Here is a 22,053-nt window from a genome sequence, read left to right as displayed (position 1 = left end):
CGGCGGCCCGCCCCCGTGCGGACCGCCGAGCCGGACGCTCGGCCGGAGTTCGTCACTCCGTGATCTCGATGTGCCCGTTCGGCGATCCCGCGCCCACCGGCTCCGCCGGCTTCGAGGCCTCCGCCGTCTCCGGGGCCTTCGGGGCCTTCGGGGCCGGCACCGTGCCCTTCCCACCCGTGATGTTCTTCAGCAGCGCGGCGAGGTCCACGCCGGTGGTGGAGTTCAGGAGCTCCACGCCCTGCGCCACGTTGTCCGCGACCGTACGGGACAGCTGGCTCGCCCCGTCCGTGGAGATCACCGTCATCTTGTCGACGGCGCCCAGCGGTTCGGAGGCCTTCGCGACGACCTGCGGCAGCACCTCGACCAGCATCTGCAGCACGGCCGCGTCGCCGTACTGCGCGAACGCGTCGGCCTTCTTCTGCATGGCCTCGGCCTCGGCGGCGCCCTTCGCACCGATCGCCGCCGCCTCGGACTCGCCCTCGAGCCGGACCGCGTCCGCGAGCGCCGCACGGTGCGCCTTCTCACCCTCACCGGTCAGACGGGACCGCTCGGCGTCCGCCTCGGCCTGCTTGACCAGGCCGATCCTGCGGGCCTCGGCCTCCTGCTCGGCCTGGTAGCGAGCGGCGTCGGCGGGCTTGCGGACCTTGGTGTCCAACTCCCGGTCGGTCAGGGCCGCCTGACGCCCCGCCACCTTTTCCTGCTCGGTCAGCACCTCCTGCTGCCGGGCCGCCTCGGCGAGCGGACCGGCGGCGTTCGCCTGCGCCGCGGCCTGGTCGGTCTCCGCCTTGATCTCGGCCTGCTTCAGCGCGAACGTGCGCTGCGCGATCGCGATCTCCTCCTCGGCCTTCAGCCGCGCCTGCTCGGAGGCGCGGCGCGCGACGGCCTCGGCGATGTCGGCCTCCTGCTTGGCGCGGGCGGCCTCGGGCCGGCCCAGGTCCTCCAGGTAGGAGCCCTCGGTCGTGATGTCCTGGATCTGGAACGCGTCCAGGACCAGGCCCTGCCCGGACAGCGACGCCTCCGCCTCCTCTGCGACCTGCCCGGCGAACGCGGCCCGGTCCCGGATGACGTCCTCCACGGACATCCGCCCGACGATGGAGCGCAGCGCGCCGGACAGCACTTCCTGCGTGAAGCCGACGATGCCGTCCTGCTGCATGAGGAACCGCTGGGCGGCGGCGCGGATCGAGTCCTCGGTGCCGCCGACCTTGACGATCGCGACACCTTCGAGGTTCGACTTCACCCCACGCAGGGTGACCGCGCCGCGCACCGCGACGGGGATGTGCCGGGAGGACAGGTCGAGCGTGAACTTCTGCTGCACGAACGGGACGACGAAGACGCCGCCGCCGACCACGACCTTCTGGCCGCTGTTGTCGGTGACGACGTGGCCGGTCTCCGGGTCGGTGGACTTCTTGCCGCGCCGCCCGGTGACGATGAACGCCTCGCTGGGCCCAGCGACCTTGTAGCGGGTGATGACGACGAGTGCCAGCAGGACCAGGAGTACGACGACTCCGGCCACGGCGATGGTGACAGGGCTCATGATGGCTTCCCCCTCTGCCGCCTCGCCTCCCGGCAGACGGCAGTCGGTTGGTGATGGTGCGTACGGGTCGCGATGACACGTACATCACGTACGACACGTGGTGAAACACACGGAACGGTGGTCAGCGGTCGACAGCCCGGACCTCGACCGAGGTCGGCGACAGGATGTCCGCCACCCACACCTCGGCCCCGCGGGCGACGGCGATCGCGCTCTTCGCCGAGAACTTCGTCGGCTGGCCCGCGAGCTGGAGCAGCACCTCGCCGTACCCGTCGACCGGGATGGCGGTGACCACGGTGCCCGCGCTGCCGACGAGGTCGTCGCCGCGCGGCGTGGCCGTCGTCTGGTCCCGCATCAGCGCGCGGGTCAGCTTCCACGTCAGCCAGCCGGCGCCGCCCCCCGCGACGGCACCGACGGCAGTGGCGGGTCCGGCACCGAGGTCGGTGGTGCCGAGCACGATCGCGCCGCCGAACCCGAGCATCGACACGAAGCCCGCGATCACCGGCAGCGACAGCAGGCCGTCGAAGAGCCCGTCCAGGGCCCCAACCCCGTCGAAAAGCCCTTCCAACACCCCGTCAAGCACCAGGGACAGTGCGAGCAGCACCACTCCCGCGATGCCGAGGCCGAGAAACCACGTCATGTCACTGGCCTCCCCTGATTCGTCCCTGCTCCGTGTGCTGCCCCGGATGTTGTCATGGGCAACCACCTCGCGTAACTGCCGGATCCCGGCAATCTTTACGCGATTTTGATGCCTGCGTGCTCATCGGCTAAGAATGCGGAGGGAGCGCAGAGGGAGTGCGGAACTCCTTCTGAACACGGCACCGCGATGGGGGTGGGCATGGCGCCGCAGCAGGACGTCCCCGACGAGTATCTGGACGGTTATGTCCGGGCGGTGGCCGACGCCGCCGCGACCGGACGCCGGCTGACCCGGGACGAACTCGACGCGCGCCGCGCGCTCGGCGAGCGCGCGGCGGAGGCAGGTCTCGGGCTGCGCGCCCTGGTCGCCGCCCACCTCGCGTGCACGCACACCGGCAATCTCGGCACGAGGGTGGGCCTCGACTCCGTCGTCGCGGCCGGCGCCCAGGCCATCGACGCGTTCGCCGAGGGCTACGAGCGCGCACAGCGGCAGACCATGCGCCGGGAGGAGGCGGCGCGCCGCGAGTTCATCGACGACCTGCTCTACGGCCGCAGCGACCTGGGCAAACTCGCGGAGCGCGCCGAGCGGTTCGGGCTGCGGCTGTCCGACGAGCACGCGATAGCCGTGGCGCGGGGCGACAGCGCGTACGAGGAGGGAGACACCGTCCCGCGCGAGATCGAACGCGCGGTGATCGCCCGCTTCGGCAACCGGAACATCCTGCTGACCACGAAGGACGGCCGGCTCGTCTGCATCGCCCCCGGCGACCAGAGCGAGGTCCTCACCTACTTCGCCAAGCAGGCGTACGCCGCCGCCGACGGGGGCCAGGTCGCCATCGGCCGCCCGCAGTCCGGCCCGAGCGGTGTCGTCCAGTCCTACGAGGAGGCGCTGAGCGCGCTCGACCTGGCCACCCGCCTCGGCCTGGACGCCCCCGTGCTGCACTCGTCCGATCTGCTCGTCTACCCCGTCCTCACCCGCGACCGGCAGGCCATGACCGACCTGGTCCACAACACGCTGGGCCCGCTGCACCAGGCGCGCGGCGGCGCCCAGCCACTGATCGACACGCTCATGGCGTACTTCGACTCCGGCTGCGTGTCGGCCGAGGCGGCCCGCCAACTGTCGCTCAGCGTAAGGGCGTTCACGTACCGCCTCGCCCGCATCCACCAGCTCACCGGCATCGACCCCGCGGTCCCGGCCGACCGCTACACCTTGCAGACCGCGGTGATCGGCGCCCGCCTCCTCGACTGGCCGTCCGACTCCGCCTGACACCCGACTTCGTGCAAAGCACACGTCGCACACGTCACTCGAATAACTTGAGGCTCCACCCGGTGTCGGACGACGTCTGCCGGACCACCGAGCAGGGCGTATTCAGCGGCGGGCGACCGGCTCTTGCAACTCGGTCACCGCGTGGTCGCCGCAGTGAGGGCAGGAGAGGGTGACTTCACGGGCGGGGCCCATCGACGTATAGCCATGGGTGTCGATCCACTGGGCGAGCGCCTGGACACTGGGGATGACCTGCTCTGCCGGCCCCTTGTGCACCAGCGTCGCGGCCTCCACCTCCGGCAGATCCACCACTGAGAAGTCGTGCGACCGGGCCGGCTCACCCTCGACGGGGATGGACGCGTGCACGGTCACCGGGCCCTCGGGGTTCTCGTAGTACGCGACGGCCGCACCGCCCGCCCGGATCCCGGCGGTCTGCATTCGGCTCCACAACTCCTCGTAGAGCGAGGTGATCACCGGGTTGATGAGGTGGGGCTCGAAGCTCTCGACCACGGACGTCAGCTCTGCCACACGCATCGCCGGGACCCGTTTGATCACCACGTCGTCGGACGGCATCTGTCCCTCACTCTCGATCATCAGGAGCCTCGCCTCGACCTGTGCCATCCGCGCCGCGTCGGCCGCCATCGCCGACGCCAGCTCGGCCCGGCGCAACCGCAGCATCCCGCGCAACTCCCCTGCTGCCAGCTCACCATCGAGGAAGGCGCGTACCTGATCCAGCGTGAGGCCGAGCTCCTTGAGTGCGATCACGCGGTTGAGCCGGGCCAGTTGGTCGGCTTCGTAGAACCGGTAGCCGGTGTGCGGGTCGACGTGCGCGGGCCGCAACAACCCGACGGCGTCATAGTGGCGCAACATGCGCACCGATACGCCGCCGTACTTGGCGAATGCTCCAATGCTGAACATGACATGGACCACTTCACTGGCTGACACGGTGTGAGAGTCAACCCATCTTCGCAGTACCGCACCACGGCCCGGCCTGCTCCAAACGGCAGGCCCTATTCGCTGATGAAGAGGGCCGGCAGGAGGAACCAGCGCAGCGTGCCGTCCTCTTCCTCGCCGGTGACGCTCCTTCGGCGGGACGGGCCCGGGGAAGGTCGACGCCACCGCGTCGTATTCGCCGGCACCTGTCCACGGAACCTGCCGACGCGGCCGCGAGGCTGTGCCCGCGCGTATTGCCCCAGGTAGGCGACGCGAAGGGTGTGCCCGTGCCATCACGGGCCGGCCGTCGTTCACTCGGGCATGAAGAAGATCATCGGCGTCTCCGCTCTCGCCCTCGCCGCCGTCGGCATCGCGGTCCCGGCCCACGCCGACAACGACTCCAACTTCGGAAGCGACATCAACGCCGCGAACAACTGGAACTTCAGCGCCGCCTCGGTTTGCCTCCAGGAGGTGGCCGTCGTGCCGACCGGTGGCGCGTCGCTCGGGGACGTGGCCAACCACTGCGTGAACGGGAACGTGCTCGACCCCAAGTAGCTGAGCCGACGGTCCGGAGTGCGCGCACCCTTGTGTCACGAACCCGTACCGGAGTTTTGGGGCACGCGCCTGATCGCCGGAGCTGCGAAACGGTGGAATGCATGACGGACGCAGGCAATGCCATCGATGCAGCGACCCAGGCCATTCTGACCGCCGATGCGTCGGACGATCAGGCGACCCAGGCCCAGGCGCTCCACCACCTGGCGGTCGCCCTGAAAGGGGACGACCGTCTCGACGAATCGGTGCTCGTTTTTCACCTCGCCACCCGGGCCGCTCAGGCCGCCAACATGCCTGACCTGGCAGCAGAGGCTGGCGATGCGCGAACCGAGCTGAGGCAGTTCATCTCGCAAGGGTGGCGTTACCAGGACAACCTCCCCGCACTCGATGTCGTGCTTCGTGCCCACGATGAAGGTGCGACGAGCTTCGCTCTGATCGGGCCGAGGACCGAACGGTCGCGCGAGCCGGACAGCCGGATCCATCTCGGTATGCAGCAACACACCGAGGCAGCGACGCGGGAAAGGAACCACGAACTGCAGCGCCGCGCTGAAGAGGAGCGCAAGGGGATATTCATCGACCGGATGGAGTCTCCGCCCTATGCGGAGCTGGCCGTCGGGTTCATCGCTCTCAAGGTGCTCGGGCCGTTCATTGAGACTTTCGCGACCAAGCTCGGCGAGCAGTTGGGGGAGTCCGTCGGCCGGGCACTCGGCCGCATCCAACTGTTCCGGTTGGCCGGCGGCCGCAGGCGCTTGGGCGTGCGGGTACCGGACTCGCGGGTGTTGACGAGAGTGGAACTCCCCGAGGACCTCACGGAAGAGGCTCGCCTCGCCCTCATCGATCTCGACCCGACGGCGGAAGAGGTGCGTGGTCGACTGCTCCGCTGGGACGAGACCTCGAAGACATGGAAGTAACGCCGACCGGGAGGGTTCGGAGCCGACGGGGAGGTGGTTCAGGTCGCAACGGGTGCCCAACTCTGCCGCACCGTCGATACTGGCGAAGGAACAGCAAACGTCGACAAGCAGCAACTAACACCGCGTCAACATCAGCCCCGCCCGAGCCCGCCGTCGACCGCCACGAGCCAGCACGACCCGTCAAGATCCAGGACCACATACAACCATCCTGAACAGGCAAAACGCAGGGCATCGCACCCCCTGCCAACGCCCCCGGAGGTACCAGTGAAAATGCTCATCAACGTAGCCGAGACCGTCGTCCCCGACGCCCTGCGTGGGATGGCCGCCGCGCATCCCGAGCTGAATGTGGACGTCGAGAACCGGGTGATCGTGCGCCGCGACGCGCCGGTGGCCGGGAAGGTGGCGTTGGTGTCGGGTGGCGGGTCGGGGCACGAGCCGCTGCACGGCGGGTTCGTCGGGCCCGGGATGCTCGCCGCGGCCTGCCCGGGTGAGGTGTTCACCTCGCCCGTGCCGGATCAGATGGTGCGGGCCGCCGCCGCGGTGGACAGCGGCGCCGGTGTGCTGTTCATCGTGAAGAACTACACCGGTGACGTGCTGAACTTCGACATGGCCGCCGAGCTCGCCGAGGACGAGGGCATCCAGGTCGCCAAGGTGCTCGTCAATGACGATGTGGCCGTCACCGACTCCCTCTACACCGCCGGGCGGCGCGGCACCGGAGCCACCCTCTTCGTGGAGAAGATCGCGGGCGCCGCCGCCGAGGAGGGGCAGCCCCTGGAACGCGTCGAGGCGATCGCCCGGCAGGTCAACGAGAACGCGCGGAGTTTTGGTGTCGCGCTGAGCGCCTGCAGTACGCCCGCCAAGGGTGCGCCCACCTTCGATCTGCCCGCCGGCGAGCTGGAGTTGGGGATCGGGATCCACGGCGAGCCAGGCCGGGAGCGGCGGCCCATGATGACGTCCGGGGAGATCGCGGACTTCTCCGTCAATGCCGTCCTGGAGGACCTCAGCCCCAGCAGTCCGGTGCTGGTGCTCGTCAACGGGATGGGTGCCACGCCGTTGCTCGAGCTCTACGGCTTCAACGCCGAGGTGCAGCGGGTACTGGAGGAGCGCGGCGTGCCCGTGGCCCGCACACTCGTCGGGAACTACGTCACCTCGCTCGACATGGCCGGGGCCTCGGTCACCATCTGCCAGGCCGACGAGGAGCTGCTGCGGCTGTGGGACGCGCCCGTCAGCACGGCCGGGCTCCGCTGGGGCATGTGACACACCTGCCCGGGCATCCGACCACGTCAACGAACCTGAGAAGCAAGGAGATCACGTGCTCGACGCCGACTTCTTCCGGCGCTGGCTGACGGTGGCCGCCGCTGCCGTGGACCGCGAGGCCGACCGGCTCACCGAACTCGACTCGCCGATCGGCGACGCGGACCACGGCAGCAATCTGCAGCGCGGGTTCAACGCCGTGCGCGCCACCCTCGACAAGGACGCCCCGGACACTCCGGGGGCCGTGCTGACCACGGCCGGACGACAGCTGATCTCGACGGTGGGCGGCGCCTCGGGCCCGCTGTACGGGACGCTGCTGCGCCGCACCGGCAAGGCGCTGGGTGACGCGCCCGAGGTCGGCGAGGCGGACTTCGCGCAGGCCCTCAAGGCCGGGGTCGACGCGGTCGCGGCGCTCGGCGGGGCCGCCCCCGGCGACAAGACGATGCTCGACGCCCTCGTTCCGGCGGTGGAGGCGCTCGGCGACGGGGACTTCGCGGCGGCGCGGTCGGCGGCCGAGCACGGGGCCGAGGCCACCACTCCATTGCAGGCCCGCAAGGGGCGGGCGAGTTACCTCGGTGAGCGCAGTATCGGGCACCAGGATCCGGGGGCCACGTCGTCGGCGCTGCTGATCGGCGCGCTGGCCGAGGCGGCGGGAGGCGAATCGTGAGCGCCACCGGCAAGCCCGTCGGCATCGTGCTGGTCTCGCACAGCAAGGACGTCGCCGAGTCCGTGGCGCGGCTCGCCACGGGGCTGTCCGGGGGCGGCGACACCGCGCCCGTCGCGGCGGCGGGCGGCACGGAGGACGGCGGCCTCGGCACCAGCTCCGAGCTGATCTCGGCGGCCGCCGCCGAGGTCGACCGGGGCGCGGGCGTCGCGGTCCTCGTCGACCTCGGCAGCGCCGTGCTGACCGTGAAGGCGCTGCTGGCCGAGGGCGACGAACTTCCGGACGGCACCCGTCTGGTGGACGCGCCCTTCGTGGAGGGCGCGATCGCCGCGGTCGTCACCGCCTCGACCGGGGCCGACCTGGACGCGGTCGCCGCGGCGGCCTCGGAGGCGTACACGTACCGCAAGGACTGAGGGGCCACCCCAACGAGCCTTTGGTACAGACCTGTTGGCGCGAACCCCTTGAGGAATGCCCGCCTCTCGTGCCATACAGGTCTGTACCAATCCGCTCGAACGGAAGGCCCTCCGTGCGACGCCTCCCCCCACGCCCCCTGCTCGCCCGCACGCTCTGCGCCGCCGCGCTCGTGCCCGCGCTCGCCTCCTGCGGCCTCCTCTCCGACGACGCGAAGGCGGAGGGGCCCGCCCTCTCGGCGCCTGCCGGGGTCACCGCGCAGGCCGGGAGCGCCACCTCCGTGCACGTCATGTGGAACCGCCCCGCGAGCACGGCGGAGGTCAAGGGGTACGAGGTGTACCGGGGCGCCAAGCGCGTGAAGCGGCTGCCCGCGGAGCGGCACATGGTCGACGTCACCGGCCTCTCCCCCACGTCCCGTTACGTGTTCACGGTGCGCGCCCGCGGCACCGACGGCTCCCTCGGGCCCGCCGGCACACGGGTCACGGTCACCACTCCGGCCGCCGTCAAGGCGGACCGTGCCGCCCCCAGCCGGCCGGCCGGGCTGCGCGGGGAGGCGGACGGGAGCCGGGCGGTGTCGCTCGCGTGGCGCGCGGCGACGGACGACCGGGGCATCGCCTCGTACGACATCTACCAGGGCGCCACGAAGATCCACAGCGTCGGCGGCAAGGAGACGCGGGCCCTGGTCACCGGGCTGCGGCCGGGCACCGCGTACGCGTTCAGCGTGCGCGCCCGGGACGCCGCCGACAACACCTCCGCCGCGAGCGGGACCCTGCGCCTGACGACCGCGCGGGGCAAGGGCGAGACGGGTCCTGGCACCGCCCCCGCGGACTTCGAGGCCTCGACGCGGCGCTCGAAGGGCGCGTACTACATCGACCTGGCGTGGACGCCGCCGCGGACCGGCGGCGAGGTCCCGGCGTACCAGGTGTTCCTGGACGGCCAGGAGGCGACGACGGTGATGTGGGGCGAGGGCGCGCCGGCCGACTCGGCGACGTACAGCTTCTACACCGGCAAGAAGCCGCGCGTGACGCACCGCGTGAAGCTGCGCGCGCAGCTGCCGGACGGGACGTGGGGCGCCTTCTCGGCGGAGCGGACCGTGGTCACGGGGCGGGACTGAGGTGCGCGGGCCTCAGTCCAGTTCGGCGATGGTGCGCTCCAGCCAGTCCACCCAGAACCGTTCGAGATCGATGCCTCCGCGCAGCACCGCGTGCTGGAGGCGGTCGGCCTCGCTGTTCTTCTCCGGCGGGAAGTCCCGCTTCTCGATGTCCCGGTACATCGCCAACTGCTCCCGGTGCAGCGCGAGATGACGTGTCAGGTCCTCGGCGATGCCCGCCGTGCCGACCACCGCGGCCGAGCGCAGGCGCAGCAGCAGGGGATCGCGCAGCGGCCTGGGGTCCTGGGGCGTGGCGGTCCAGCGGGCGAGTTCGGCGCGGCCCTGGGGCAGGACCTCGTACTCCTTCTTCTGGCCGCGCGCGGGGGTCTCGGTGGGCAGCGCGCGGATCAGGCCCTCGCGTTCGAGTTTGCCGAGCTCCCGGTAGATCTGCTGGTGCGTGGCCGACCAGAAGTAGCCGATGGACTTGTCGAACCTGCGGGTCAGTTCGAGTCCCGACGACGGCTTCTCCAGGAGCGCCGTGAGGATCGCGTGCGGGAGTGACATGTGCCCAGAGTACGAGGAAGTGGGGAGGCAGGGAGGTGGTCACGTGTCCGGCGGGCCCGGACACGTGACCACCGGTCTCTACAGGGCCGCCGCGACCTCGGTGCCCTGCTTGATGGCCCGCTTGGCATCGAGCTCGGCCGCGACGTCGGCGCCGCCGATCAGGTGCGGGGTGCGTCCGGCGGCCACCAGGTCGTCGTAGAGCGAGCGGTGCGGTTCCTGGCCCGCGCACAGGACGACGGTGTCGACGGGGATGAGGGACTGCTCGCCCTCGACGGTGATGTGCAGGCCCGCGTCGTCGATCAGGTCGTACGTGGCGCCCGCGACCATGGTGACTCCGCGGTGGCGCAGTTCGGTGCGGTGGATCCAGCCGGTCGTCTTGCCGAGGCCCGCGCCGACCTTGGTGGCCTTGCGCTGGACGAGGTGCACCTGCCGGGGCGGGGTGGGGCGCTCGGGCTTGGCGAGGCCGCCGCGGTCGGCGTAGTCCATGTCGACACCCCACTGGCGGAAGTACGTCGGCGCGTCCAGGCTCGCCTTGTCGCCGCCGTCGGTGAGGTACTCGGCGACGTCGAAGCCGATGCCGCCCGCGCCGATGATCGCGACGCGGTCGCCGACGGGGGCGCCGCCGCGCAGGACGTCGAGGTAGCTGACGACGCTCGGGTGGTCGACGCCGTCGATCGCCGGGGTGCGCGGGGAGACACCGGTGGCGACGGCGACCTCGTCGTAGGAGTCGAGGTCGCCGGCCTCGACGCGGGTCTCCAACTTGACGGTCACACCGTGCAGTTCGAGCTGCGTGCGGAAGTAGCGCAGCGTCTCGTTGAACTCCTCCTTGCCGGGGACCTGGCGGGCGACGTTGAGCTGCCCGCCGATCTCGGCGGCGGCGTCGAAGAGGGTCACGTCGTGGCCGCGCTCGGCGGCGCTCACCGCGCAGGCGAGGCCGGCGGGGCCCGCGCCGACGACGGCGACGCGCTTGCGGATCCGGGTCGGCGACAGGACCAGTTCGGTCTCGTGGCAGGCGCGCGGGTTCACCAGGCAGGAGGTGATCTGGAGGCTGAAGATGTGGTCGAGGCAGGCCTGGTTGCAGCCGATGCAGGTGTTGATGGTGTCGGAGCGGTCGGCGGCGGCCTTGTTCACGAACTCCGGGTCGGCGAGCATCGGGCGCGCCATGGACACCATGTCCGCGGCACCGTCGGCGAGCAACTCCTCGGCGAGTTCCGGGGTGTTGATGCGGTTGGTGGTGACGAGCGGGACGTTCACCTCGCCCATGACCTTCTTGGTGACGAAGGTGTACGCGCCGCGCGGCACGGACGTGGCGATGGTGGGGATGCGCGCCTCGTGCCAGCCGATGCCGGTGTTGATGATGGTCGCGCCCGCCGCCTCGATCTCCTTGGCGAGCTGCACGACCTCCTCCAGGGTCGAGCCGCCGGGGACCAGGTCCAGCATGGACAGGCGGTAGATGAGGATGAAGTCGGGGCCGACCCGCTCGCGCACGCGCCGCACGATCTCGACGGCGAACCGGATCCGGTTCTCGTAGGAGCCGCCCCAGCGGTCCTCGCGGTGGTTGGTGGCGGAGACGATGAACTCGTTGATGAGGTAGCCCTCGGAGCCCATCACCTCGACGCCGTCGTACCCGGCGGACTTGGCGAGCTCGGCCGCGCGCGCGTAGTCCTCGATGGTCCGCTCGATCTCGTCGCCGGTGAGGGCGCGCGGGACGTGGGCGCTGATCGGCGCCTGTACGGCGCTGGGCGCGACGAGGCCCGCGTGGTGGGCGTACCGGCCGAAGTGCAGGATCTGCATGGCGATCTTGCCGCCCGCCGCGTGCACGGCGTCGGTGACCTCGCGGTGCTGCGCGGCCTCCGCCTCGTCCGTCATCTTGGCGCCGCCCTCGAAGGAGCAGCCCTCGGCGTTGGGCGCGATGCCACCGGTGACCATGAGGCCGACGCCGCCGCGGGCGCGGGTGGCGTAGAACTCGGCCATGCGCGCGAACCCGTTCGGGGCCTCCTCCAGGCCCACGTGCATCGAGCCCATCAGGACGCGGTTGGGGAGCGTCGTGAAACCGAGGTCGAGCGGGGCGAGAAGGTGCGGGAAGCGGCTCATGGGGCCCTCCGTGAGCGGTGAACGGTCGAAACAGTTGTAGAGGACACCGCAGGTGTTTTGCAACAAGTTGCAAAAGAGATCCGCGCCACGTCCGACCACCCCGGGGCCGGGCTGGGTTGTAGAGTGCAACGAGCATCCCGAAAGGAACCGCCGTGGCACAGCCAGATCATCCGGCCGCAGATCACCCGGCCGACCGCGAGGCGGCCGTGGAGACCATCCAGCGCGAGCTGACCTCGTTCGCCCGGCGCGCGCGGGCCACCGCCGCGCGGATGCACCCCGAGCTCTCGCTCGTCTCGTACTCGCTGCTCGCCCACCTCGACGAGCGGGGCGGCTGCCGCGCCACCGACCTGGCGGCGCACTACGCCCTCGACAAGTCCACGGTCAGCCGCCAGGTGGCCGCCCTGCAGCGGGCGGGCCTGGTGATCCGGCGCGTCGACCCGGACGACCACCGGGTGCAGGTCCTGCACCCGACCGAGGCCGGCGCGGACGTGCTGCGGCAGGTGACCGTCAACCGCCGCCAGATCTTCGGCGAGCGCCTGGCGGACTGGCCGGAGGAGGACCTGGAGCGGTTCGCCGACTATCTGGTGCGCTACAACCACGCGGCCCAGGAAGAGCCGGACGCGTAGGCCGCCACGGCCTATCGCGGCGCGCGCACCGTCCGGAAGCGGGTCGTGTCGCGCAGGTGGAAGCCCAGGGACTCGTAGAGCCGGATCGCGTTCTTGTTGCCCGCACCGGTGTGCAGGAACGGGGTCTCGCCGCGCTCCTGGACGACGGCCGCGACGGCCTTCACCAGCCGTCCGGCGAGGCCCTTGCCCCGGTGGTCCGGGTCGGTGCACACGGCGCTGACCTCGGTGTATCCGGGCAGGTGCAGGCGCTCCCCCGCCATGGCGATGAGCTTTCCGCCCTCGCGGATGCCCAGGTATGTGCCGAGTTCTATGGTGCGCGGCGTGAACGGGCCCGGCTGGGTGCGGGCCACCAGGTCGAGCATCTCGGGCACGTCGTCGGCGGTGAGCAGGACGGTCTCCGGGTCGGGGGTCGCGGCCACCGCGTCGCCGACCATGCGCACGCCCTCGTGGTCCACCGTCGTCTCCCAGCCCTCCGGCAGCTCGACGTCCGTGCCGAGCAACGGCAGGGTTCCGTCCGGGGCGGCGAAGGCGGCGAGGCCCGCCCAGTCCTCGGGACCGGGGTCGGGCGGCAGCGCGGTCCACGGCGTGACGGCGGCGGGGTAGCGCAGGGCCCGGCCGCTGCGCTCGGCGAAGTGCGCGTGCGGTCCTGTGAGCGCGGCGTACGCGGGGTGGTCGAGGGGGTGGAACCCGCGCTCGGTGTGCGGGGCGGGACCCGTGGTGCCCTCGTGTGCTGCGTACGTCTGCGTCTGCGCCTGCGTCATCCGTCGGAACCTTCGAACCTTCTCCTGTGCCACGGCCGGCCCATCCGTAGGGGACGACCACCAGGTCAGAACCGCAGGTAACGCCACCGCATTCCCGGACCCCGCACGACGCGTCCGTGATCACACTGGCATCCTGGCGCGATGCCGTTCACGTCACTGAGTGATCACGTCGAGTCCCTGCTCGCCACCGAGGGACCGCTCCCGATCGTCGCCGCGGGCGACCCCGTGCTGCGCCGCCCCGCCGAGCCCGTCGACGGGCAGCTCCCGGACGAACTGCTCGCCCGGCTGATCGCCGCGATGCGGGTCACGATGCACGCCGCCCCCGGTGTGGGCCTGGCCGCGCCGCAGATCGGCGTGCCGCTGCGGCTCGCGGTCATCGAGGACGCGGCGGCCGTGAGCGAAGACGTTCGGGCGGCGCGGGGACGGACGCCGCAGCCGTTCCGGGTGCTGCTCAACCCGTCGTACGAGGACGCGGGCGGGCGCCGGGTCGCCTTCTACGAGGGGTGCCTGAGCGTGCCGGGCTACCAGGCCGTGGTCGCCCGGCACGAGCGCGTGCGGCTGCGCGCCCTCGACGAACAAGGGCGCGCGGTCGACGAGGAGTTCACGGGCTGGCCCGCGCGGATCGTGCAGCACGAGACGGACCACCTGAACGGCATGCTCTACCTGGACCGGGCCGAGCTGCGGTCCCTTTCGTCCACGCAGACACCCGAAGCGGTGGAGCGCTGGGCGCAGCCGACACCCCAACTCGCCGCGCGCGAGCTGGGGTTCGACCTGCCGCCGTCCGACTGACCGTCAGCTCAGCTGCGGCATCTCGCCCTTGGCCGACGTCACGTCGATGACCGAGAACGCGGCCCCCTGCGGGTCACCCACCGCCGCGAACCGTCCGAAGGGGGTGTCGACCGGCCCGAAGTGCAGCTGGCCGCCCAGGCGTTGGACGGTGCCGACGGCCGCGTCGCAGTCCTCGACGACGAAGTACACGTTGACGTAGCTCGGCACCTGCGGCGGGAAGTCGTCCGTCATCTGCATGCGGCCCATGGCGGGTTCGCCGTTCAGCTCCCACACGTTGAAGTCGATCTTCTCGTCCTCCATCTTCTTCACGTCGTAGCCGAAGACGGCCGGGAAGAAGGAGTCGGTCCGCGCGGCGTTGCGGGTGTTGACCTCGGCCCAGCAGAACGCGCCGGGCTCGTTGACCTTCTCGAAGCCCTCGTGGGTGTCCGGCTGCCAGACGCTGAAGACCACGCCCGCGGGGTCCTGGGCGGTGAGCATCGTGCCGAACGACGCGACCTGCATCGGGTCCATCATGAGGCTGCCGCCCGCGCCCTTGATCCGCTCGGCGACCGACTCGATGTCCGCGGTGGCGAGGTACAGGTTCCAGGCGGGGTGCACGCCCTCCGCGCCGGGCATCTGCGGCACGAGCGCGGCCACGTGCTTGCCGTCGGGCGCCTTGGCCTGCGTGTAGTTGCCGAACTCGGCGCTGCCCTCGTCGTAGGTCCAGCCGAACAGCTCCGTGTAGAAGCTCTTCGCGGCCTCCAGGTCGGGGAACATGGCGTCGGCCCAGATTGGCGCGCCTTCAGGACGAGCGGACATGACGCGACACCCTTCCGTCGGTCACCGGGCACGACGCGGCCCGGCAGGTATGGGTCCACGCTAGGCGCGACGGGCGCGCGGCGCGATCCGGCGGAGCCGGTCGGGAGACGGAATTCCGGGCCCCGGGCGCGGGCACCGCATCAGCCGGCGAACGGCGCCGCGCCGGCCTGCTGAGCCCCGTTCAGCGGCGCGTGGCCACGACCAGCCTGCACCGCGGGCTGCCGTCGGGGCGCGCGCCGAGGTCGGGCAGCGCGTACAGGGTGACGTCGAATCCGGCGTGGTCCAGTGCGCGGCGGACGTCGGAGAGGCGGAACGGCCGGTAGTACATGACGAACGGGGGCCGCCACACCGCGTTGCGCACGCGCATCGCGCCGTCGAAGCCGAGCATCGCCCAGTAGGCCATCGAGCCGGGGCTCGCGGGCGCGGGCAGCGGGAACGCGAACTGCCCGCCGGGGCGCAGCACTTGGCACACTTCGGAGAACAGCCGCGGCCATTCGCGCGGCAGGAAGTGCCCGAACGCCCCGAAGCTCACCACCAGGTCGAAGGCCTCGTCGAAGGGCAGCGCGAGGGCGTCCGCGCGGACGTGGTGGGCGGCCGGTTCGGCGCGCCGCGCGACGTCCAGCATTCCGTCGCTGAAGTCCACGCCCACGGCCCGGCCGACGCCCGCCTCGCGCAGCACGCGCAGGCCCGCCCCGGTGCCGCAGCACAGGTCGAGCCCGGTGCCGTAAGGGCCGAGCGGGGCGAGCGCGCGGCCCACCGCGTCGAGCACGACATCCGGGGTGCGGAACGGCGTGTGGTCGAACTTCGGCGCCAGCAGGTCGTAGCCGCGCTCGACCGAGGACAGCGCCTGAACGGCCAGCTCGCGGAGGGTGGGACCCTGATCGGTGAACATGGCGGATCAGCATAGGGCGGACGCGAGCCGAAGCCGGGGCTTGCCGCGCGGCAGGTGTCGGGTGGTACGGTCTTAGCGGTACATGTGCTCGCCCGTTTCGAGGCGCCGGTACCGAATCTCTCTTTTCAGCGCACTTTCAGCGCACGCGGTTCGACCGTCTCTCTGTCACCGCACAGCGCACGTCATTCCTGGTCAGCGGCTTCTGGCGGGCTCTTCACCCGTTGCCGTGGCACCACGGTTCTCCCCGGCCGCGGGGCGCGCTCTGCCGCCCCCGCCCTTCGCCGGATCCCCTCCCTTCCCTGCCCTTGTACGCCTGCCGCTGGACGCCTGCCGCGTCCGGCCCGGCCCCGCGAAAGGACCTGTGATCGTCATGACCACGGCCACCACCACGAGCACCGTCACATCCGAAGAACCAGCACCCGTCCGCGCCGCCGGCGTCCTCGACATCGGCGGGAACGGGCACGGTTTCCTGCGGGCGGCCGACCTGGAACCCGCGTCGCACGACGTCCAGGTGCCCGCCCACCTCATCCGCCGACTCGGCCTGCGCAAGGGCGACTTCGTCGAGGGAACCTGCGGCAAGCCGCACAGCCTCGCGCACGTCGAGACCGTCGGCGGCGCGCCCGCCGACGCGAGCCGCGACCGCCCGCGCTTCGCCGACCTCACCCCGCTGCACCCCAGCGAGCGCTTCCGCCTGGAGCACCCGGCCGCCGGGCTCGCCGGACGCGTCGTCGACCTGTTCACCCCCATCGGCAAGGGGCAGCGGGGCCTGCTCGTCGCGCCGCCGAAGACCGGCAAGACGGTGCTGCTGCAACAGCTCGCCGCCGCGTTCGCCGCGAACCACCCCGAGGTCCACCTCATGGTGGTGCTCGTCGACGAACGCCCCGAGGAAGTCACCGACATGCGCCGCTCCGTGCGCGGCGAGGTGTACGCCTCGACGTTCGACCGCCCGGCGAAGGCGCACATCGCGCTCGCCGAACTCGCCGTCGAGCGCGCCAAGCGCCTCACCGAGCAGGGCCGCGACGTGGTGATCCTCCTCGACTCCCTCACCCGGCTGTGCCGGGCGCACAACAACGCGGCCTCCACCAGCGGCCGCACCCTGTCGGGCGGTGTCGACGCCGCCGCCCTGCACGGCCCGAAGCGCTTCTTCGGCGCGGCCCGCGACGCCGAGGAGGCCGGCTCGCTGACCATCCTCGCGACCGCCCTCGTCGACACCGGCTCCCGCGCCGACGACTACTACTTCGAGGAGCTCAAGAGCACCGGAAACATGGAGCTGCGCCTCGACCGCGTCCTCGCGCAGCGCCGCGTCCACCCCGCCGTCGAGCTCACACCCTCCGGCACCCGCCGCGAGGAACTCCTGCTCCCCGCCGCCGAGTTGACCGTCGTACGCGGACTGCGGCGCGCCCTGCAGAGCCGTGACCCGGCCGCCTCCTACGAGGCCCTCCTCGACAAGCTGCGCCAGACCCCGGACAACGCCGCGTTCCTGCGCCAGGCGCACTCCACGGTGCCCGTCGCCTGACCCGCACCGCCCGACCCGCACCGCCCGACCGCACCCCCGAGTGCGTAATACTCGACCTATGAACGCGAGCATTACGCGCCGTGGTGGCCCCCCGGCCGTCACCGTCCGGCGGGCCACCGCGCGGGACGCCCGGCGCCTCACCCGCCTCGTACGCGGCTCCAGCGCCTACCGGGACCCGTACGCCTCCATGGTCGCGGGCTACCGGGTGGGCCCCGACTACATCGAGGCGCACCACGTCTACGTGGCCGTGGATCCGGCCGACGAGCGGGTGCTGGGCTTCTACGCGCTGCTCGCCGAGCCGCCGGAGCTGGACCTGATGTTCGTCGCCGACGAGGCGCAGGGCCGGGGCATCGGGCGGCTGCTCGTCGACCACATGCGGGAGCGGGCCCTGGCGGCGGGCCTCGACCATGTCCGGGTCGTCGCGCACCCGCCCGCCGAGGGCTTCTACCGGGGCATGGGAGCCCACCGCACCGGCACGGTGCCCGCGCGTCCGCCGGTCGCCTGGGACCGGCCCGAACTCGAATTCCCCATTCCCCCGGCCGCCTGAGGGGTTCCGCCCTCGGCCCGTACGGCGCACACTCGTGGGCGTCGGAATGCGGCAAGGAGGCCACATTGGGCAGCAGTCAGGCACGCGCCGAGGCGTTCGACGTGATCGTGGAGATCCCGCAGGGGTCCCGGAACAAATACGAGATGGACCACGATCTCGGCCGGATCCGGCTCGACCGGATGCTGTTCACGTCGACGCAGTACCCCGCGGACTACGGCTACATCACCGGCACGCTCGGCGGCGACGGCGACCCGCTGGACGCGCTCGTCCTGACCGGCGACGCGACGTTCCCCGGCTGCGCCATCGAGTGCCGGGCGATCGGCATGTTCGTGATGAGCGACGAGAAGGGCCCGGACGAGAAGGTCCTGTGCGTTCCCGCGCACGATCCGCGGCACGACGCGACCCGGGACATCGAGGACATCCCCGAGTTCGACCGCCTGGAGATCACCCACTTCTTCGAGGTCTACAAGGATCTGGAGCCGGGCAAATCGGTCGACGGCTCCCACTGGGAGGGCCGGGAGAAGGCCTACGAGGAGATCCGCCGGGCCCGCGAGCGCGCTACGGGCAGGTAGTAGGGTGGTCGGGCCGTGGTGCTCGGGAAGACCGGTGACGGCCCCTCAGGGGCCCATTCCGGAGCGGCCCTCGCCACTGTGATCGGGTTCCGGACAGCGACGTCCGGAGCGCGCCGTTCCATCCTGTACGCCACTGGCGGCCGTCGGCCGCTGGGAAGGCCGGAGCGGCGGGCACGCCCGTAAGCCAGGAGACCGGCCGCGGCATCTCACGAAGTGATCCACGAGGTGCTGGAGCGTGATCGACGCATGACCCTGCCCGGGAACTCCCCGACCCCTGCCCTGAACTCCCCTCCCCCTGCCTTTCGTTGGCGCCGCGAGGACACGCTGCGCACGGCCGGACTGATCGCGGTGATCGCCGCGCTGCACGTCGTCGCGTTCGGCGTGCTGTTCCTGCTCGTCGTCCCCGAGCACTACGAAGTGGGCAACAAGGCCTTCGGTATCGGCCTCGGCATCACCGCGTACACGCTCGGCATGCGGCATGCCTTCGACGCCGACCACATCGCGGCCATCGACAACACCACCCGCAAGCTGATGGCGGACGGCAAGCGGCCGGTGTCGGTCGGCTTCTGGTTCGCGCTCGGCCACTCCAGCGTGGTGGTGGCCATGGCGGCGCTCGTCGCGGGCGGCGCGGCGCTCGCCGGCACCCTCATGAACGACAACTCGGCCACCCACCAGGTGCTCGGCGTCGTCGGCACGACCGTCTCCGGCACGTTCCTGTACCTCATCGCGGCGCTCAACCTCGTCGCTCTGATGGGCATCCTCAAGGTCTTCAAGGCGATGCGCGCGGGCTCGTACGACGAGCGGAAGCTCGAGGAGCACCTGGATTCACGGGGGTTCATGAACCGGATCCTCGGCCGCTTCACCAGGTCCATCACCCGGCCCGGCCAGATGTTCCCGCTGGGCTTCCTCTTCGGTCTCGGCTTCGACACCGCGACCGAGGTGACGCTGATGGTGATGGCGGGCAGCGGCGCCGCGGCGGGCCTGCCGTGGTACGCGATCCTGTGCCTGCCGCTGCTGTTCGCCGCGGGCATGAGCCTGTTCGACACCCTCGACGGCACGTTCATGAACTTCGCCTACCAGTGGGCCTTCTCCAACCCGGTCCGCAAGGTGTTCTACAACCTCACCATCACGGGTCTGTCGATCGCGGTCGCGTTCTTCATCGGGACGATCGAACTCGTGGGCGTGCTCCACGACAAGCTCGACCTCAGCGACGCGGTCACCGGGTGGATCGCCGGGCTCGACCTCGACAACGTCGGGTACGTCATCGTCGGCCTGTTCGTGGTCGTGTGGGCGGCGGCCATCGCCTACTGGCGGCTCGCGCGGGTCGAGCAGCGATGGTCGGCGCGGGTGGCCGACGGGGCGTAGCCCGCCCGTAGCGAATAAATCGGTTGCCGGGGTGCGCGGCGCGCTGCTGCACTGGTCCCTGTGCGGCAGTTGCCGCGCATGCCGAGCGTGAGGACCGATTCATGCGCACTGCAGTCCAGTTCCTTCCGAGGGCCACCGCGGATTCCGCCGCCGTGGCATTCCCTTCCCTCAAGGACCCGACTGCCAGTGGCATTGCTGAATCTTGGAATTCTCGCGCACGTCGACGCCGGTAAGACCAGCCTGACCGAGCGGCTCCTGCACTCGGCCGGTGTGATCGACGAACTCGGCCGCGTCGACGACGGGAGCACCCGCACCGACTCCCTCGACCTGGAGCGGCGGCGCGGCATCACCATCAAGTCGGCCGTGGTGTCGTTCCCGGTCGGCGGCACGGACGTGAACCTCGTGGACACGCCCGGCCACCCCGACTTCATCGCCGAGGTCGAGCGCGTGCTCGGTGTGCTCGACGGGGCGGTGCTCGTCGTCTCCGCCGTGGAGGGCGTGCAGGCGCAGACCCGCGTCCTGATGCGCACCCTGCGCCGACTGCGCATCCCCACCGCGGTGTTCGTGAACAAGGTCGACCGCGGCGGCGCCCGCGAGCCGGAGCTCCTCGACGATCTGCGGCTCAAACTCGCGCCCGCCGTGATCCCGATGAACACGGTCGCGCACGGCCTCGGCGGCCGGGACGCACACTGCGTTCCCTACGCCGCCGGGGACACGGCCCATCGCGCCCGCCTGGTCGACGTGCTCTCGGCCCGTGACGACGCGCTTCTGGAGGCGTACGTCAAGGACGAGGAGTCGGTCACGTACGGCCGGCTGGGCGACGTGCTCGCCGAACAGACGTCGCGCGCCGAGGCGCATCCGGTGTACTTCGGCTCGGCGATGACGGGCGCGGGAGTCGACGCGCTCGTGGACGGCATCACACGGCTCCTCCCGACGGCCGACGAGCGGCCCCAACTGCCCTTGTCTGCCCGCGTGTTCAAGGTGGAGCGCGGTCCGGCCGGCGAGAAGGTCGCGTACGCCCGCGTGTTCACGGGGACGCTGCGGGTCCGTGAGCGGCTCGCGCTGCCCGGCGGCGGGGAGGACCGCGTGACGTCGGTGCGTGTCTTCGCGGACGGGGCGGACACACCGTGTACGGAAGCGGGTCCCGGGCAGGTGGCGCGGCTGTGGGGGCTCGGTGGCGTGCGCGTCGGGGACGATCTGGGAGAGCCCCAAGTCCCGGTCAAAGAGCACCACTTCGCGCCGCCGACCCTGGAGACGGTCGTCGACCCCGACCGGCCGGGGCGGCGCGGCGCGCTGCTCGCCGCGCTCACCCAGCTCGCCGAGCAGGACCCGCTGATCGGACTGCGGCAGGACGACATCCGCCAGGAGGTCTTCCTGTCGCTCTACGGCGAGGTGCAGAAGGAGGTCGTGCAGGCAACCCTCGCCGAGGAGTTCGGGCTCGACGTGACGTTCCGGGAGTCGACGCCGCTGTGCGTCGAGCGGCCGACGGGCTCCGGCGCGGCGGGCGAGGCCATGAAGGACGAGGGCAACCCGTTCCTGGCGACCATCGGCCTGCGGGTCGACCCGGCGCCGGTCGGCTCGGGCGTCTCGTTCCGGCTCGGGATCGAGCTCGGCTCCCTGCCCCTGGCCTTCATCAAGGCCATCGAGGAGACCGTGCACAGGACGCTGCGCCAGGGACTGCTCGGCTGGCAGGTCACCGACTGCACGGTGACGCTTGCGCGCTCCGGCTACGCCCCACGGCAGAGCCACGCGCACGCGATCTTCGACAAGTCGATGTCGAGCACGGGGGCCGACTTCCGCGGCCTCACCCCGCTGGTCCTGATGAGCGCCCTCGCCCGCGCGGGCACGACGGTGTGCGAGCCGATGCACCGGTTCCGCCTGGACATCCCGGCGGATCTGTACGGGGCGGTGCTGCCGGTACTGACCCGGCTGCGGGCCGTACCGACGGGACAGCGCACGGACGGCGGGCCGTGGACCACGGTCGAAGGGCTGATCCCCGCGGCCCGGGTGCGTGCCCTGGAGCAGCAACTGCCGTCCCTCACCCGGGGCGAAGGCGTTCTGGAGGCCTCGTTCGACCACTACGCCCCGGTCCATGAGGCGGCGCCGCGCCGCTCGCGCACGGACCACGACCCGCTGCACCGCAAGGAGTACCTGCTGCGGGTGGTGCGCGGGGCGGGGGCGCGGCCGGCGTAGGAGCGGGGGGGCTCGCGCCCGGCGGTTGAATCCGGGCCGTTCGGCCCACCACGAGGGCCCCTTGGCCCCGTCCGTCGTGGGGCCGCGCACTGA

At 71.5% G+C, this 22,053-nt stretch carries 22 protein-coding genes and 1 riboswitch; of the genes, 14 read left to right on the top strand and 8 right to left on the bottom strand.

Annotated features, from left to right (window positions below):
* Nucleotides 1-52: 52 nt before the first annotated feature.
* Nucleotides 53-1,534, bottom strand: a complete 1,482-nt coding sequence (locus ACFV9W_RS25855) for a flotillin family protein (protein WP_385764916.1) — start codon at nucleotides 1,532-1,534, stop codon at nucleotides 53-55.
* A 121-nt stretch (nucleotides 1,535-1,655) separates the two neighbouring features.
* The gene (locus tag ACFV9W_RS25850; RefSeq protein WP_385764914.1) at nucleotides 1,656-2,171 is read right to left on the bottom strand and encodes a hypothetical protein; all 516 of its coding nucleotides are present in this window, start codon (nucleotides 2,169-2,171) and stop codon (nucleotides 1,656-1,658) included.
* 198 nt (nucleotides 2,172-2,369) lie between these two features.
* On the opposite strand from ACFV9W_RS25850, the gene ACFV9W_RS25845 reads away from it, so the two are divergent.
* Nucleotides 2,370-3,431 (top strand): PucR family transcriptional regulator, encoded by a 1,062-nt coding sequence (locus ACFV9W_RS25845; RefSeq protein WP_385764912.1) that lies wholly within the window; start codon nucleotides 2,370-2,372, stop codon nucleotides 3,429-3,431.
* 102 nt (nucleotides 3,432-3,533) lie between these two features.
* On the opposite strand, the gene ACFV9W_RS25840 is transcribed toward ACFV9W_RS25845, so the two are convergent.
* Nucleotides 3,534-4,346 carry a MerR family transcriptional regulator gene (locus tag ACFV9W_RS25840; RefSeq protein ID WP_385764928.1) on the bottom strand — a complete coding sequence of 271 codons (813 nt, stop codon included), beginning with the start codon at nucleotides 4,344-4,346 and terminating at the stop codon, nucleotides 3,534-3,536.
* 336 nt (nucleotides 4,347-4,682) lie between these two features.
* On the opposite strand from ACFV9W_RS25840, the gene ACFV9W_RS25835 reads away from it, so the two are divergent.
* From ACFV9W_RS25835 to ACFV9W_RS25810, 6 genes are all read left to right on the top strand, one after another.
* Nucleotides 4,683-4,916: a hypothetical protein gene (locus ACFV9W_RS25835; protein WP_385764910.1), complete on the top strand. Its 234-nt coding sequence runs from the start codon at nucleotides 4,683-4,685 to the stop codon at nucleotides 4,914-4,916.
* 101 nt (nucleotides 4,917-5,017) lie between these two features.
* Entirely contained in the window at nucleotides 5,018-5,824 is an 807-nt protein-coding gene (locus tag ACFV9W_RS25830; RefSeq protein ID WP_385764908.1) for a hypothetical protein, read from the top strand.
* A 264-nt stretch (nucleotides 5,825-6,088) separates the two neighbouring features.
* Nucleotides 6,089-7,081 carry a dihydroxyacetone kinase subunit DhaK gene (gene dhaK / locus ACFV9W_RS25825; protein ID WP_385764906.1) on the top strand — a complete coding sequence of 331 codons (993 nt, stop codon included), beginning with the start codon at nucleotides 6,089-6,091 and terminating at the stop codon, nucleotides 7,079-7,081.
* Between the two features lie 55 nt (nucleotides 7,082-7,136).
* Nucleotides 7,137-7,745 (top strand): dihydroxyacetone kinase subunit DhaL, encoded by a 609-nt coding sequence (gene dhaL / locus ACFV9W_RS25820; RefSeq protein ID WP_385764904.1) that lies wholly within the window; start codon nucleotides 7,137-7,139, stop codon nucleotides 7,743-7,745.
* Nucleotides 7,742-8,155 (top strand): dihydroxyacetone kinase phosphoryl donor subunit DhaM, encoded by a 414-nt coding sequence (gene dhaM, locus ACFV9W_RS25815; RefSeq protein ID WP_385764902.1) that lies wholly within the window; start codon nucleotides 7,742-7,744, stop codon nucleotides 8,153-8,155. Before dhaL ends, dhaM begins: the two co-directional genes overlap by 4 nt.
* A gap of 113 nt (nucleotides 8,156-8,268) precedes the next feature.
* Complete coding sequence (locus ACFV9W_RS25810) at nucleotides 8,269-9,267, top strand: fibronectin type III domain-containing protein (protein WP_385764900.1); 999 nt, start codon at nucleotides 8,269-8,271, stop codon at nucleotides 9,265-9,267.
* Nucleotides 9,268-9,279: 12 nt separating this feature from the next.
* On the opposite strand, the gene ACFV9W_RS25805 is transcribed toward ACFV9W_RS25810, so the two are convergent.
* Together ACFV9W_RS25805 and ACFV9W_RS25800 are read right to left on the bottom strand one after the other, a co-directional pair.
* Complete coding sequence (locus ACFV9W_RS25805; protein WP_385764898.1) at nucleotides 9,280-9,807, bottom strand: PadR family transcriptional regulator; 528 nt, start codon at nucleotides 9,805-9,807, stop codon at nucleotides 9,280-9,282.
* Nucleotides 9,808-9,885: 78 nt separating this feature from the next.
* Complete coding sequence (locus tag ACFV9W_RS25800; RefSeq protein WP_385764896.1) at nucleotides 9,886-11,901, bottom strand: FAD-dependent oxidoreductase; 2,016 nt, start codon at nucleotides 11,899-11,901, stop codon at nucleotides 9,886-9,888.
* Nucleotides 11,902-12,053: 152 nt separating this feature from the next.
* On the opposite strand from ACFV9W_RS25800, the gene ACFV9W_RS25795 reads away from it, so the two are divergent.
* Nucleotides 12,054-12,527: a MarR family winged helix-turn-helix transcriptional regulator gene (locus tag ACFV9W_RS25795; RefSeq protein ID WP_385764894.1), complete on the top strand. Its 474-nt coding sequence runs from the start codon at nucleotides 12,054-12,056 to the stop codon at nucleotides 12,525-12,527.
* 11 nt (nucleotides 12,528-12,538) lie between these two features.
* On the opposite strand, the gene ACFV9W_RS25790 is transcribed toward ACFV9W_RS25795, so the two are convergent.
* Nucleotides 12,539-13,288, bottom strand: coding sequence for a GNAT family N-acetyltransferase (locus ACFV9W_RS25790; RefSeq protein ID WP_385764892.1), 750 nt, complete (start codon nucleotides 13,286-13,288; stop codon nucleotides 12,539-12,541).
* A 141-nt stretch (nucleotides 13,289-13,429) separates the two neighbouring features.
* Between ACFV9W_RS25790 and def the strand changes: the two genes are divergently transcribed.
* Nucleotides 13,430-14,077: a peptide deformylase gene (def, locus tag ACFV9W_RS25785; RefSeq protein WP_385764889.1), complete on the top strand. Its 648-nt coding sequence runs from the start codon at nucleotides 13,430-13,432 to the stop codon at nucleotides 14,075-14,077.
* 3 nt (nucleotides 14,078-14,080) lie between these two features.
* Here the strand turns inward: def and ACFV9W_RS25780 are convergent, their stop codons facing one another.
* On the bottom strand, nucleotides 14,081-14,875 hold the full coding sequence (locus tag ACFV9W_RS25780) for a VOC family protein (protein WP_385764887.1): 795 nt from the start codon (nucleotides 14,873-14,875) through the stop codon (nucleotides 14,081-14,083).
* Between the two features lie 181 nt (nucleotides 14,876-15,056).
* Entirely contained in the window at nucleotides 15,057-15,767 is a 711-nt protein-coding gene (locus ACFV9W_RS25775; protein ID WP_385764885.1) for a class I SAM-dependent methyltransferase, read from the bottom strand.
* Nucleotides 15,768-16,137: 370 nt separating this feature from the next.
* Between ACFV9W_RS25775 and rho the strand changes: the two genes are divergently transcribed.
* The 5 genes from rho (at nucleotide 16,138) to ACFV9W_RS25750 (ending at nucleotide 21,960) form a co-directional block, all read left to right on the top strand.
* On the top strand, nucleotides 16,138-17,283 hold the full coding sequence (gene rho, locus ACFV9W_RS25770) for a transcription termination factor Rho (RefSeq protein ID WP_385764883.1): 1,146 nt from the start codon (nucleotides 16,138-16,140) through the stop codon (nucleotides 17,281-17,283).
* Between the two features lie 58 nt (nucleotides 17,284-17,341).
* Entirely contained in the window at nucleotides 17,342-17,830 is a 489-nt protein-coding gene (locus ACFV9W_RS25765) for a GNAT family N-acetyltransferase (protein WP_385764881.1), read from the top strand.
* A 65-nt stretch (nucleotides 17,831-17,895) separates the two neighbouring features.
* Nucleotides 17,896-18,402 (top strand): inorganic diphosphatase, encoded by a 507-nt coding sequence (locus tag ACFV9W_RS25760; RefSeq protein WP_385764879.1) that lies wholly within the window; start codon nucleotides 17,896-17,898, stop codon nucleotides 18,400-18,402.
* A riboswitch (cobalamin riboswitch) is annotated at nucleotides 18,402-18,618 on the top strand. Its footprint overlaps the gene before it by 1 nt.
* 30 nt (nucleotides 18,619-18,648) lie before the next feature.
* Nucleotides 18,649-19,767 (top strand): HoxN/HupN/NixA family nickel/cobalt transporter, encoded by a 1,119-nt coding sequence (locus tag ACFV9W_RS25755; RefSeq protein ID WP_385764877.1) that lies wholly within the window; start codon nucleotides 18,649-18,651, stop codon nucleotides 19,765-19,767.
* Between the two features lie 186 nt (nucleotides 19,768-19,953).
* Nucleotides 19,954-21,960 (top strand): GTP-binding protein, encoded by a 2,007-nt coding sequence (locus tag ACFV9W_RS25750; protein WP_385764875.1) that lies wholly within the window; start codon nucleotides 19,954-19,956, stop codon nucleotides 21,958-21,960.
* Nucleotides 21,961-22,053: the final 93 nt, after the last annotated feature.

The organism is Streptomyces sp. NPDC059897 (assembly GCF_042730865.1).
Classification (GTDB): domain Bacteria; phylum Actinomycetota; class Actinomycetes; order Streptomycetales; family Streptomycetaceae; genus Streptomyces.
Note: the sequence above shows the minus strand (reverse complement) of the source record. Positions and strands in the feature narration are given on the sequence as shown.